The sequence below is a fragment of the Citrobacter sp. L55 genome (genome assembly GCF_002850715.1).
GTDB classification, from domain to species: Bacteria; Pseudomonadota; Gammaproteobacteria; order Enterobacterales; family Enterobacteriaceae; genus Citrobacter; species Citrobacter braakii.
In genome coordinates, this window is record NZ_KZ559431.1 from 1 (window position 1) to 12,181 (window position 12,181).

A 12,181-nucleotide genomic window follows, 5' to 3' on the forward strand; every position below is an offset into this window, starting at 1 on the left:
CATGCCCAACCTCAATCCACCACGCTTTAATCTGTTCTTCGGTAGGCTGAAATGTCTGCGAAAGCTTTGGAAGAAATACATCTCGGTTAAGTTCTTCACGCAGAAAAGTTAGAATGTCGATACCTTGACCTGATGGATAGCCATCCCACTGACCGTACTGCGCAACTTTGTACTCGCCGTCTTTGACCACGCAGGTCAAGTGTCTTGTTCCCATCGCCTTACCCTCTGTTTGTATCGTGAGCTAATAAAAAGGCCGCCAGTTAGGCAGCCTGTTTGATTTCCAGATTTTTCAGCGTTGCTCCAGCTATCCACGACCAGTACATCCAGTGGTCACGCGCATCGCCTTCATCTTCCGCTTCAATAACCCGATCGAACTCTTCATCATTCCACTGGCCGGTACATCGAAAGTAATTACCTTCCATTGCCTCACCTCATAAGTTAATTAACGCGCCGTAACCGATTAAATCAGTGGCGTCGATTTTCCGCGGGATTTCTGCACCGCATGGATTTTGTTTCCGAACGGGTTAGCATCTTTGTACCAGGTGCGATGATTCTTGCGCTCAACAGCTTCAGCACGTTTTTCCATCCCTTCCCGATACTCAGCCAGCATCGTTAAATCAATCGGGTTCACAGCGCTTTCTACGCGTGATTTCGGCTTGCGAGTCAGCGACAGAACGGGGCGGTTATTCGGCTTGGCGCTCACCCCAACTAACAGGGGATTTGCAGCTTTCCATTCGGCCTGTTTCTCTGCGCGGCGTTCGCGGCGGCGTGCTTGTGCATCCATTTTGGATCTCCTGTCAGTTAGCTTTGGTGGTGAACACAGCCGGGCGACTAACTCCGGTCGCGTAATCATTGCCAAGCGCCTCCGCCGAGAAGGTTAGCTTCTGCGTTCACCCCAAAGCTTTCTGCTTTGAATGCTGCCCTTCTTCAGGGCCAGATTTTTAAGAGCTTCACCTTCCTGGTGAGTAGTGCGTCCTGCTGATGGGGTTAATGTATGCGTTATGCGCAAATGCGTCAAGCGCATATTTATAGAAAAAAGGGGATTTACGCGTTAAATTAATTTATGCTTATGATTCAAAAGGAATAAAAAAATTTACTGATATTGCTTAAGACACAAAAAACCCGCCGTAGCGGGTTGTTGGTATGAGATTTTGGGTTAACCGTGTCTGCGGAACTGCTGTGACTGGCTTAGCATTACTCTACCAGACACGTGAAGCATCGCAGCTTCTTCAGGGCTTATGCTCCACTCTCTATACTTTGGATTGTCCGAGATCACGAACAGATCATTTTTAACTTTTTGAAGGCGCTTGACGAAAGTGTCACCGTTGAAATCAAAAACGTAAATACCATCGCCATCGAAGTAATTGACTCTGATATCAACAAAAATCAAATCGCCCGGCTCAATGGTCCCCTGCATGCTATCGCCGCGAACGTTGATAAGCTTCACCGATTTTTGAGGGATGCTGCCAAATATAGACTTAGCCTGGTCAACGTCATACTCAATTGATCGGACAACCTCCACAATATCTTTTGATGGCGAGCCATTGCCTGCGCTGGCGGAAACGTTAAGAACATCAACCCTATACACATCCTTTTCCTCTCGACTGCTTAGGGAATCTATACTGTATGAATCTACAGTATTTTCCTCGTCATCGGAAGAGAATAGTACAGCTACAGGAACATCGAGAGCTTTCGCTATTTTTCTTAGGAGCTGATCGCTATACCCTTGAATCCCACGCTCAAGGCGTGAAAGGTTACCGACGTCGCTATCTACAAGAAGCGCCATCTCATTCAATGTGTATTTATTTTTCTTCCTAAGAAGTCTTATCTTTTCACCTACTTTCATATCTTCATTAGAAAACATTTATGCGTCCTTCGCAAAGCGCCTTGCGCAAAATTTGCGGATGGATTAATATGCGTCTAACGCATTATGGAGGTGCAATATGTGTACACCACTTAGAAAAATGCGCGTAGAGAAAGGTCTGACAATTTCTGAAGTTTCCAAAATGACAGAAATTGATGTAGGCAACCTGAGCCGAATTGAACGCGGTATGCAGGTTACATCTCTGGAGACAGCTGAAAAGTTGTCCAAGTTCTTCGAAGGGAAGATCTCCGAGATGCAGATTCTCTACCCGCATCGGTATATGGCAGCCTAAGCAACACCCGCTCTTATCACATCTAAGCCCTGAAAAAGGGCTATTCAAAACAACAAGTCTTATGGCTATGCGTGTCTGCGCATGGGCCTATTTAACTATTTAACACTCTAGGAATTTAACAAATGGAAAACTCAATTAACCGCAACAAGGTCAATGCCCGTCGCATTGAATCCTGGTTGCTTAACCGTATCGCTATGAAAGGTGGCAACAACGTAGCTAAAGAGATCGGCGTCGATAAGGCACAGATAACCCGCTGGAAAGAAAGCTGGCTGCCGAAGATGGCAATGCTCTTAGCGGTTCTGGAATGGGGTGTCGTTGATGACGATATGGCGCGGCTGGCAAGAGAAGTTGCTTCAATCCTCAAAAATGAAAAGACGCCCAGCTGCGGTAACAGTCTGGACGCCTAAAAGCACTGTGTCATGTCAACAAAGTTGCAGGAGTAATTATGGCAAAGCGTAAGCAGAAATACCAGGAAAATGAGGAGCGTCGCTATCCTGATTCACCTGACGGGCTGATTGTTGCTGCATCAAAGAATCAGGCGTTCGCTGAGCGCCTTGTTGGAGTAATCCGGATCGCAATGGCTAAGGCAGGGGTGAAGCATGGGCGTCGTTAAGCAATTAGCAGACTACAGGCCATCACTGGAGGCCGTGGAGCGTCAGGTGGCAGATCTCGATGATGGGTATACCCGCATCGCTAACGAGCTGCTGGAAGCGGTTATGGCTGCCGATTTAACGGCTCGCCAGCTGAAGGTTGTTCTGGCGGTGATTCGCAAAACTTACGGGTTCGGTAAAAAGTTCGACCGCATTACCAATACTCAAATAGCGATGATGACCGGCATTCACCACACGCATGTTTGTAAGGCCAAGAACGAGATGATCGCGATGAACATCATCGTGACAAACGGTCAGGCAATAGGCGTAAACAAGGTGATTTCTGAGTGGAATTTTGAGATTAGCCAAGTTAGCGAATCATTAGCCAAAACAGCTAATAAAACATTAGCCAACTTAGCTAATGGGTATAAGCCAACTCAGCTAAACACAAAAGAAACTATTCAAAAGAAAGAAAAGAAAGAAAACACACAGTCATCTGACGATGACCGCGAACTGGTTAAACCTGAAAAGCGAAAACCAGTGAAATTCGATTACGGCGAGTATCTCTCCACCTACAACGAGATTGTCGGCGATAGACTTCCTCACGCTGTCGAGGCCAACGAAGAACGCCAGCGCAAAATCCGCAAACTGGTTAACTCTCTCGCAACCAAGAACATCGACGGATTCCGCGCCTACGTGAAAGCGTTCATGGCAGCTGCAAGACCATTCCATTTCGGTGATAACGATCGCGACTGGGTGGCAAATTTTGATTACCTGCTACGCCCGAAAGTTCTGGTGGCAATTCGTGAGGGAACACTATGAGACAGGATATCGAAGCCAGCGTGATTGGAGGGTTACTTCTCGGCGGGCTCACCCCGGCGGCAACTGACGTTCTCGCCCGGATTGATGCTGAAGCGTTCACCATCCCACTCTACCGGAAAGCATTTGAGGTGATCCGCAAACAGGCCAGAAATCGCAAACTGATTGACGCTCTGATGGTCGCTGAGGAATGCGGTGATCAGCATGCTACCGATGTGATGATGACTGCCAGAGCGTGCCCAAGCGCTGCAAACCTGACTGGTTACGCAGATATGCTGGCAGACCAGCATCAGCGACGATTGTTCCTGCATGCCATAGACGAGCTACGCGGCGACGTGAGCAACGGAACTCTGGACGGTGCGGCATCAGCAATGGACGAGCTAATGCGCCGACTGAGTACCATCAGGAAGCCTAAAGGTGAAGTTAAGCCAGTTCGGTTAGGTGAAGTCCTGAATGACTATGCCGAAACGCTGGAGAACAGGCTTAAAAACGGTGAAGAGTCGGACACCATGAAAACCGGTATTGACGAACTGGATGCGATTACCGGCGGGATGAACGCTGAGGATTTAGTGATTATCGCTGCCCGTCCTGGTATGGGTAAAACGGAACTTTCGTTGAAAATTGCCGAAGGCGTAGCGAGTCGACCGCTGCCGGGAACTGACACCTTGCGCGGGGTGCTGATTTTCAGCATGGAGATGAGCAACCTGCAGATCGCCGAGCGAAGCATTGCAGGACGCGAAAACATGTCGGTCAGTGTTCTGCGCAACCCCGCAAACATGGATGACGAAGGATGGGCGAGAGTCTACAACGCCATATGCCACCTGAAAGACCTCGATGTCTGGATGGTTGACGCATCCAAGCTGACAGTCGAAGAAATCAGGAGCATTGCCGAACGTCACAAACAGGAAAACCCAGCGCTATCACTCATCATGGTTGACTACCTCGGCCTTATCAAGAAGCCAAAAGCAGAGCGAAATGACCTGGCTATAGCGCACATCTCCGGCAGCCTGAAGGCGATGGCTAAAGACCTGAAGACGCCAGTTATTTCTCTCAGCCAGTTATCCCGCGAAGTTGAGAAACGGCCTAACAAGCGCCCGGTTAACGCAGATTTGCGCGACTCTGGAAGTGTAGAGCAGGACGCAGACTGCATCATCATGCTCTATCGGGAAGCGGTATACGACGAGCATAGCCCCGCGGCGAAGTTTGCGGAAATCATCGTTACCAAAAACCGTTTTGGCTCTCTTGGCACTGTGTATCAGCGATTCGTTAACGGTCACTTCATGCCATGTGATCAGGATGAAGCCCGCATGATTTCAACCAGCAAGCCTTCAACTGGAAAGCGTTATGCCAAAGGAGCAGATGTGTGAACAAAATACCATCACAAATCATTCTTGAGTTTATCAATAACCCTAGGTTTGTAACCGTTCTCGATCGCTGCCTTGAGGAAGAGGAGTTGATTGAACAGTTCGAGCGACTTTCAGGAGTAAAAAGACCAGCCGAGCGCCAGCATCCACTTGAGCGCATGGTTGATGAAGTGACCGGGTTTCGAAAATCACAGTGGAGTGATTTTTTCGAAGCGTTCATCCCGTTTATTTACGATTGCGTATGGCTTCGATGGGAAGGGCGCAACGATGAAAGGTGCTGGAAATGACCAATAAAGAAACGCTTAACACTCGCCAGATTATCGAAACTCAATACCCGGAATTCCCTGAAACCATCCTCCACGCAGAACTATGCCGCGCATGTGCTCGTGTAGACGGTCGTAGCATCAAGCAGTCACTCAAAGCCTTTGCGTTGGCACGTATCGAAAAGGTTGAGAGCAAGCCACTTAAAGGCGCACTGGAGCAGATGGCATCCAGCATGTTTCCAGAGACAGAGATAGCCCGTATCCGCGCCTGTGTAGGTCGCATGGAGTCGGCGTTGGTTAAGACATTCGGAGTGAAGCGAGCATGAAAGACAAAGAAATTTTAGATCAACTAAAAATCAAAGCTAAAGAAGCAAAAGAGTGGGCATCTAAATGCTTCCAGTACCAGAAAAGCCTAAGCCAAGCTGATATTGAATTTAACAGAGTTCAGCAGGAAATATACGCGCTTGCTGAGAGGCTCGGAGAGGAACCAAGCCATGACTGAACCTTACATAGCAGAGCTATCTGCAAGCGTGGCCGTGATAGTCGGCCTTTTTTATGNTAAAGAAGCAAAAGAGTGGGCATCTAAATGCTTCCAGTACCAGAAAAGCCTAAGCCAAGCTGATATTGAATTTAACAGAGTTCAGCAGGAAATATACGCGCTTGCTGAGAGGCTCGGAGAGGAACCAAGCCATGACTGAACCTTACATAGCAGAGCTATCTGCAAGCGTGGCCGTGATAGTCGGCCTTTTTTATGGCTGGAGGAAATTGTGAGCGAGTATCTGTTCTGGTCTGGTGTGGTGTTAAACATCGCGCTTCTGATGTTCATTGCTCTTTGCATATGGGTTTGGTTTATCTGGCCTTTTGTGGAGGCGCTGAGCATCACGAGATGCTTTATCTGTGCGTCAAAAGCGTACGGTGGAAAGCCAACAGCAAAAGAGATTATCCGAAGCATTAAGCGATGGTATCTGGATTTGCTATTCGGAAGAAACTGGACGCGAATTAGCAACCGCCAATTTGAATGGGAAGGCGTCGGCAAATGGCGACTTCACTGTTGTCACTAACGGTGCGAAAGTGATCCATATCCGACGCCTGAAATCAGATCCAGGGGTTAATCTGCTCTCCTGATTCGGGAGAGCTTATGGTCACTTTTGAGACAGTTATGGAAATTAAAATCCTGCACAAGCAGGGTATGAGCAGTCGGGCGATCGCCAGGGAACTGGGTATCTCCCGTAACACCGTAAAGCGTTATTTGCGGGCGCAGTCTGAGCCGCCGAAATACACGCCACGTCCTGCCGTCGCTTCACTTCTGGATGAATACCGGGACTATGTTCGCCAGCGAATCGCTGATGCTCACCCTTATAAAATCCCGGCGACGGTTATCGCCCGCGAGATCATGGAGCAGGGCTATCGTGGTGGCATGACCATCCTGAGAGAGTTCATACGTTCACTCGCCACACCTCAGGAACAAGAGCCTGTTATCCGCTTCGAAACCGAGCCCGGACGGCAGATGCAAGTTGACTGGGGTACCATGCGTAACAGCAAATCACCGCTTCACGTGTTCGTTGCCGTTCTGGGATACAGTCGAATGCTGTACATCGAGTTCACTGACAACATGCGTTACGACACGCTGGAAGCCTGCCACCGCAATGCGTTCAGCTTCTTCGGCGGTGTGCCGCAGGAAGTGCTGTACGACAATATGAAAACAGTGGTGCTGCAGCGTGACGCATACCAGACCGGCCAGCACCGGTTCCATCCATCTCTCTGGCAGTTCGGCAAAGAGATGGGCTTCTCCCCACGGCTGTGTCGTCCCTTCAGGGCACAGACTAAAGGTAAGGTGGAGCGGATGGTGCAGTACACCCGCAACAGCTTCTACATCCCGCTAATGACGCGCCTGCGCCCGATGGGGATTACCGTTGACGTTGAAACAGCCAACCGCTACGGCCTGCGCTGGTTGCACGATGTAGCGAACCAACGGAAACATGAAACTATCCAGACCCGCCCCTGTGATCGCTGGATCGAGGAACAGCAGTCCATGCTGGCCCTGCCGCCGGAGAAAAAACAGTATGACGTGCAGGTAGACGAAAGCCTGGTGACCTTCGACAGACAGCCACTGCATCATCCGCTGTCTATCTATGACACGTTCAGCAGAGGAGTCGCATGATGGTCGAGCTGCAACATCAACGGCTGATGGTACTAGCTGAACAGCTGCAACTGGACAGCCTTATCAGTGCTGCCCCCGCGCTGTCACAACAGGCTGTGGATCAGGAATGGAGCTATATGGACTTCCTGGAGCATCTGCTTCATGAGGAAAAACTGGCGCGCCATCAGCGTAAACAGGCGATGTACACCCGGATGGCGGCCTTCCCGGCGGTGAAAACGTTCGAAGAGTATGACTTCACCTTCGCCACCGGCGCACCACAGAAGCAAATCCAGTCGCTGCGTTCACTCAGCTTCATCGAGCGCAACGAAAACATCGTGTTGCTGGGGCCGTCTGGTGTGGGGAAAACGCACCTGGCGATAGCCATGGGCTACGAAGCGGTACGGGCGGGTATCAAGGTACGCTTCACAACAGCAGCGGATCTGTTGCTTCAGCTGTCTACAGCGCAACGCCAGGGCCGCTATAAAACAACGCTTCACCGTGGCGTGATGGCGCCGAAGCTGCTCATCATCGATGAAATAGGCTATCTGCCGTTCAGCCAGGAAGAAGCAAAACTGTTCTTCCAGGTCATCGCCAAACGTTACGAGAAGAGCGCGATGATCCTGACATCTAACCTGCCGTTCGGGCAGTGGGATCAAACGTTCGCCGGTGATGCAGCGCTAACATCCGCGATGCTGGACCGGATCTTACACCACTCACACGTTGTTCAGATAAAAGGAGAGAGCTATCGACTTAAACAGAAAAGAAAGGCCGGGGTTATCGCTGAAGCTAATCCTGAGTAAAACGGTGGATCAATATTAGGCCGTCGGTGGAGATGTAAGTGGATCACTTTTTACCCGTCGTTGACAACTGTAACGATGAAGATTAACAGGCTCGCAATGCGGGCCTTTTTTATGAGGGTAGGATTATGACTAGCAGAGAAAAATTTGAACAAGCCATTAAGGCTCGTTTTGGTGACTCGATTGATTACCGGGTATGCAAAAACGGTGATGGTGGATACATGGCCTGGGACATGCAGGTTGCATGGTGGGCATGGCAAGCAGCAGAAACTGACATGGCAGTACAGCTCGCTAACGCCGAGAGCAAGTGCAGGGAGCTGGCGTCTGAATTAAGCGCTGTGGACAAAATTCACAACGAGGCGGTATTCATCACAGACGACCATTACGAACAATGCCCGCCAGAAGTTCAGAAGATGATTCGCTCACTGGCTGTATTGAAGATACCTGCTTACGACGCTTTCCTGGCTGAAGTGCGGGCATGTGCGCTTGAGTATTATGCAAACCTGTTCAAGGACACTGTGAATATGGACGTAAAGCACAACCAAGAGTTTCACAAAGGAACCCTTTATGTTGCTGACCAACTTCGCAAAGGAGCCTCGCTATGAGCAAGTATTCTCACACCAAAGCGCGCATCGAGAAGAAATTTTCTAAAAACGCGAAAGAGCTACTGATTTCTCTGTTTCCGAGTCTATCTGGAAATGAGTTCTCTTTAGAAAGTGAATCATTCGAGTCGTATCACGGAACTGTTTACCACGATGAGTGGGTTATCTGGTTCGGTCCTGATTACTACGGTGAGAGCGATTACCACAGTTGCGAATGGTTGCTCTATTCATGGATCATCGACAACACCACGGACTTTAGCGGGATCATGAAAGCTCATGAGGTGGCCGGTTGGTGCGTTCCTATTGATGAAACTCCTTTTTATTCACCGTGGCGCGGAGCCTCGCGCGCGGAAATTATCAGCCATTGCCGCGACTTGGTTCGTGCTGGCGTAACACTAGATCGCATGCGCTAAGGAGACAGCCCAATGACAGCACCCAACAAACAGGCATACCGCGCTGACGGCGGTGATATTGGAGCAGGTCGTCTCAAAGAGATAGCCGACAACGCATATGGCGATGAAGAAAAGCGCTGGCTGGCGCAGCGTGTTCTGGCGCTGCTGGGTGAGCTTGAGAAAGAAAAAGGCTACGCCAGCGCATACGAAGGGGAAAAGTGGCATTACCACCAGTTAGCAGAATCTGAGGGCGAGCGTGCGAACCGGGCAGAGGCCAAGTTGGATGCCGCAGAGAAGCGCATAGCAGAATTCGAAGCTGAGAAAGAAACGTTGCGCCCGGTTGGTGTTATGAGCGAGGGGGCATTTCGGCGGCTTGAGAATAGTGAGTCACGATTTATTGCACTATGGCCAAGGCCGGGAATATACCTGCAGCGTAAACGCCCTGATGACGGCGTTATTGTTTATGCCAGAACCGCCGCTGGCATTGGCGTGAAGGGGGAGTGAGCATGGCTGACAAATCTCCTTTAGAGCGCTTGAAGTCTGCAAACAAAGATAATCAGAGAATGGTCATGGTGAGCGTCGGAACACTCAAAGCCGCACGCAGTGAAATTCTGGCCCATGTCGGCGTAAACGGGAAAGGCCTGATGACAGATATCGTTCTCAATCAAATTAACGCAGTTATCGGTAAGGACTAACCCATGACAACTAACCACCCGGCGCACGGTCCCGTATTACTCGATCGCCTGCACCAGATACGCGAAACACTCAGCAATGCAGCAGCACAAAGCGACGGCGGTAATCTCGGCTACGCAATGGCTGATGCTGTGAAGGTGATTGATGGGGCTATTGCTGCGTTTGGTGCTGAGCCTGCACCAGTAGATATTGAAATATTGGCTTCTGTACTGAGAAACGCTCCGTTAGCGCCGTCAGATAGCCAGGGCAAGCCGAGAGCGCCGGTAGTGCCGGATGAAGATCCGCGAGATGCATTCGAGCGAACATTCAAAATGCCGAAGCATGTCACCCGCTGTGGCACTGGATATGCAGTAACGGAGTATTCCGCATGGTTGGCCCATGATTTCATCAGGATGTGGGAGGGCTGGAAGGCCTGCCGCGCCGCCATGCTTCAGGCTGGCAACTCTCCGGTAATCCCGGATGGTTGGCAGTTAGTGCCGAAGGAACCAACGGAAGCGATGAATAAAGCTGGCTGGGCCGCAATGAACGAACATGATGCAATTAACCCGACCTATAGAGCTATGCTCGCAGCAGCACCGCAGCAGGAGGTGAAATCCGCGCTTGAACATGGAATGCAGCGTTACGCCGGTGCTATGCAAAAACTGTCAGAAGGGGATAAGTGATAGATAACGCAACGTCAAGCAACATTACTCACCCTCAAAATTAGTGTTATAATTATGTCGCAGTCGGATTGAGCACCCGGCTGTGACCTCTGCATCTGATTGGGAAATTAGATGCGAAACACAAAGAGTACGACCTACCATATGCCGTCAGCGTTATCTAATGCTGAGGGTTTCCTGCATTCTGCGTTACCTCTCGGAGGTGGCGTATGAAGCAACAATTCCACCTCGTAAACGAATCCGTTAAGCAGAACGCCATCAACTACATCCGTGAGTTGCCGGTTGACGCTAAGCGCCCTCTTATTCTCGACATCAAAGAGATGACGCGCACCGCTCAGCAAAACCGTAAATTATGGCCGCTTTTAAAAGACCTCTCCGATCAAGTTCTCTGGTTCGGCAGCAAATACGACTCAGACGACTGGAAAGATTTGATAACCGCGATGGTCGCCAAGTCCAAGAAGCAGGAGCAACGTATGGCTCCCGGTCTGGATGGCGGCATTGTGATGTTCGGTCAACGTACCAGCAAGATGACTGTGCGCCAGATGGTAGAAGTCATCGAGGCTATCTACTGGTTCGGCACTCAGCAGAACGTCAAATTCAGCGACAAATCCTGCATTGAAATTGAATGGGCTAAGCAGTGGGGTGATCGCAATGCGTAAACCAACCCGCCGCAGCTGCAAAATCTGCAAGACCAAATTCACCGCTACCTACGACAACGTCTGGTGGTGCTGTCCTGAGCATGGCTACGAGTACAGCCAGTTGCTGTTAGCCAAGAAGAAGCTGGCATCCGACCGCAAGCGTAAGCAAGAAGCTCAGCAGGAGCGCCGTGAGCTGAAGATTCGCAAGAAAGCCTTGCAACCCCTTAGCCAGTATCACAAACGCGCTCAGACAGCGTTTAACGCGTTTATTCGCCAGCGTGACGCAGGGCAACCGTGCATCAGCTGTGGTCGTAACTCCGGCGCAAAGATGAACGCTGGTCACTTCCGTACTGTCGGCGCATCTCCAGAAACCCGCTACGACGAAACCAACTGCCATATCCAGTGTGAGGCCTGTAACTCCTACTTGTCAGGAAATATCGGTGAATACCGCCCGCGGCTGATCGCCAAGATTGGCCAGGAAGCTTACGACCGGCTGATGGGCCCACACGAAGCAAAAAAATGGACCCGTGAAGAACTCGACGCACTGGCAGCACATTACCGCGCAAAGCTCAAAGAACTGAAACAGCAGGAGGCCGCATGATTTTCATTTTTAGCATGTACATACCAGACACATGGAAATGTCAATCATGGCTGTTATGGGACAGGCGAGAAACATGGCGTGTATGCAAGGCGTATCACAGAGATTTTCAGCTGGCCTATGAAGGATTGAGGCTTCATGAGCATATCGATGCATTACTCAAAGAGCACATGAGGGAGTCCGCATGACATTCGAATCCTACTTTGCTGATCACCTTCGTCTGTGCTGGACTCGGTTACGCATCTATCGTCACCCGGGGTCATTTGCCACTGACTACCGGATATTACGCAATTACATCAGTCGCTATAAAACATCAGGAGCAGAAGCATGAAGATAACGCCGATATTCTCAATGGTGAACTTTGTTGATGACGCTCATTTCCGGCGCGTTTGGCGTCACCCAAAAAAGACCATCACCAAAAAACAGCAGGCATGGGTGCATTACATGCTGTCAGTCTGGGGGCGCGTTAA

At 50.2% G+C, this 12,181-nt stretch carries 23 protein-coding genes and 1 pseudogene; 20 read left to right on the forward strand and 4 right to left on the reverse strand.

Going from position 1 to position 12,181, the window contains the following annotated elements:
- The 4 genes from B9P82_RS27175 to B9P82_RS27185 form a co-directional block, all read right to left on the reverse strand.
- Positions 1-214 (reverse strand): hypothetical protein (locus B9P82_RS27175; protein ID WP_210405007.1); only part of this gene is annotated, 214 nt, incomplete at its 3' end.
- Between the two features lie 46 nt (positions 215-260).
- A complete protein-coding gene (locus B9P82_RS28620; RefSeq protein WP_164091700.1) occupies positions 261-422 on the reverse strand; it encodes a hypothetical protein in 162 nt (53 codons plus the stop codon).
- Between the two features lie 38 nt (positions 423-460).
- Positions 461-784: an antitermination protein N gene (locus B9P82_RS27180; protein WP_101701374.1), complete on the reverse strand. Its 324-nt coding sequence runs from the start codon at positions 782-784 to the stop codon at positions 461-463.
- Positions 785-1,156: 372 nt separating this feature from the next.
- Positions 1,157-1,846 (reverse strand): XRE family transcriptional regulator, encoded by a 690-nt coding sequence (locus B9P82_RS27185; protein WP_101701389.1) that lies wholly within the window; start codon positions 1,844-1,846, stop codon positions 1,157-1,159.
- A 97-nt stretch (positions 1,847-1,943) separates the two neighbouring features.
- On the opposite strand from B9P82_RS27185, the gene B9P82_RS27190 reads away from it, so the two are divergent.
- The 20 genes and pseudogenes from B9P82_RS27190 to B9P82_RS29210 form a co-directional block, all read left to right on the forward strand.
- The gene (locus tag B9P82_RS27190; RefSeq protein ID WP_048224852.1) at positions 1,944-2,156 is read left to right on the forward strand and encodes a helix-turn-helix domain-containing protein; all 213 of its coding nucleotides are present in this window, start codon (positions 1,944-1,946) and stop codon (positions 2,154-2,156) included.
- A gap of 122 nt (positions 2,157-2,278) precedes the next feature.
- Positions 2,279-2,563: a CII family transcriptional regulator gene (locus B9P82_RS27195; RefSeq protein WP_101701375.1), complete on the forward strand. Its 285-nt coding sequence runs from the start codon at positions 2,279-2,281 to the stop codon at positions 2,561-2,563.
- Between the two features lie 38 nt (positions 2,564-2,601).
- Positions 2,602-2,769: a hypothetical protein gene (locus B9P82_RS28625; protein WP_168188477.1), complete on the forward strand. Its 168-nt coding sequence runs from the start codon at positions 2,602-2,604 to the stop codon at positions 2,767-2,769.
- Positions 2,756-3,568: a replication protein gene (locus B9P82_RS27200; protein WP_101701376.1), complete on the forward strand. Its 813-nt coding sequence runs from the start codon at positions 2,756-2,758 to the stop codon at positions 3,566-3,568. Before B9P82_RS28625 ends, B9P82_RS27200 begins: the two co-directional genes overlap by 14 nt.
- Positions 3,565-4,932, forward strand: a complete 1,368-nt coding sequence (locus B9P82_RS27205) for a replicative DNA helicase (RefSeq protein WP_101701377.1) — start codon at positions 3,565-3,567, stop codon at positions 4,930-4,932. The genes B9P82_RS27200 and B9P82_RS27205 overlap by 4 nt, the downstream gene beginning before the upstream one ends.
- A 5-nt stretch (positions 4,933-4,937) precedes the next feature.
- Positions 4,938-5,216 carry a hypothetical protein gene (locus tag B9P82_RS27210; RefSeq protein WP_071701417.1) on the forward strand — a complete coding sequence of 93 codons (279 nt, stop codon included), beginning with the start codon at positions 4,938-4,940 and terminating at the stop codon, positions 5,214-5,216.
- Positions 5,213-5,518 carry a hypothetical protein gene (locus B9P82_RS27215; RefSeq protein ID WP_101701378.1) on the forward strand — a complete coding sequence of 102 codons (306 nt, stop codon included), beginning with the start codon at positions 5,213-5,215 and terminating at the stop codon, positions 5,516-5,518. Before B9P82_RS27210 ends, B9P82_RS27215 begins: the two co-directional genes overlap by 4 nt.
- Positions 5,515-5,694: a hypothetical protein gene (locus B9P82_RS27220; protein WP_101701379.1), complete on the forward strand. Its 180-nt coding sequence runs from the start codon at positions 5,515-5,517 to the stop codon at positions 5,692-5,694. The genes B9P82_RS27215 and B9P82_RS27220 overlap by 4 nt, the downstream gene beginning before the upstream one ends.
- 265 nt (positions 5,695-5,959) lie before the next feature.
- On the forward strand, positions 5,960-6,253 hold the full coding sequence (locus B9P82_RS27230; protein WP_101701381.1) for a hypothetical protein: 294 nt from the start codon (positions 5,960-5,962) through the stop codon (positions 6,251-6,253).
- Between the two features lie 77 nt (positions 6,254-6,330).
- Positions 6,331-7,353, forward strand: coding sequence for an IS21 family transposase (istA, locus tag B9P82_RS27240; RefSeq protein ID WP_101701383.1), 1,023 nt, complete (start codon positions 6,331-6,333; stop codon positions 7,351-7,353).
- Positions 7,350-8,132 carry an IS21-like element ISSen3 family helper ATPase IstB gene (gene istB, locus B9P82_RS27245; RefSeq protein WP_032666787.1) on the forward strand — a complete coding sequence of 261 codons (783 nt, stop codon included), beginning with the start codon at positions 7,350-7,352 and terminating at the stop codon, positions 8,130-8,132. Before istA ends, istB begins: the two co-directional genes overlap by 4 nt.
- Before the next feature lie 125 nt (positions 8,133-8,257).
- Complete coding sequence (locus tag B9P82_RS29200; protein WP_246842178.1) at positions 8,258-8,734, forward strand: hypothetical protein; 477 nt, start codon at positions 8,258-8,260, stop codon at positions 8,732-8,734.
- Positions 8,731-9,144, forward strand: coding sequence for a hypothetical protein (locus B9P82_RS27255; RefSeq protein WP_101701384.1), 414 nt, complete (start codon positions 8,731-8,733; stop codon positions 9,142-9,144). Before B9P82_RS29200 ends, B9P82_RS27255 begins: the two co-directional genes overlap by 4 nt.
- A gap of 12 nt (positions 9,145-9,156) precedes the next feature.
- On the forward strand, positions 9,157-9,627 hold the full coding sequence (locus B9P82_RS29205) for a hypothetical protein (RefSeq protein WP_246842179.1): 471 nt from the start codon (positions 9,157-9,159) through the stop codon (positions 9,625-9,627).
- A gap of 2 nt (positions 9,628-9,629) precedes the next feature.
- Complete coding sequence (locus B9P82_RS27265; protein WP_101701385.1) at positions 9,630-9,818, forward strand: hypothetical protein; 189 nt, start codon at positions 9,630-9,632, stop codon at positions 9,816-9,818.
- A gap of 3 nt (positions 9,819-9,821) precedes the next feature.
- The gene (locus B9P82_RS27270) at positions 9,822-10,478 is read left to right on the forward strand and encodes a hypothetical protein (RefSeq protein WP_101701386.1); all 657 of its coding nucleotides are present in this window, start codon (positions 9,822-9,824) and stop codon (positions 10,476-10,478) included.
- 206 nt (positions 10,479-10,684) lie between these two features.
- Positions 10,685-11,134 (forward strand): recombination protein NinB, encoded by a 450-nt coding sequence (locus B9P82_RS27275; RefSeq protein ID WP_101701387.1) that lies wholly within the window; start codon positions 10,685-10,687, stop codon positions 11,132-11,134.
- Positions 11,127-11,714: a recombination protein NinG gene (locus tag B9P82_RS27280; protein ID WP_101701388.1), complete on the forward strand. Its 588-nt coding sequence runs from the start codon at positions 11,127-11,129 to the stop codon at positions 11,712-11,714. Before B9P82_RS27275 ends, B9P82_RS27280 begins: the two co-directional genes overlap by 8 nt.
- Before the next feature lie 181 nt (positions 11,715-11,895).
- Positions 11,896-12,042, forward strand: a complete 147-nt coding sequence (locus B9P82_RS28375; protein WP_143704297.1) for a YlcG family protein — start codon at positions 11,896-11,898, stop codon at positions 12,040-12,042.
- A pseudogene (locus tag B9P82_RS29210) lies at positions 12,039-12,181 on the forward strand (DUF4417 domain-containing protein); the annotation flags it as partial. The gene B9P82_RS28375 and the pseudogene B9P82_RS29210, both read left to right, overlap by 4 nt.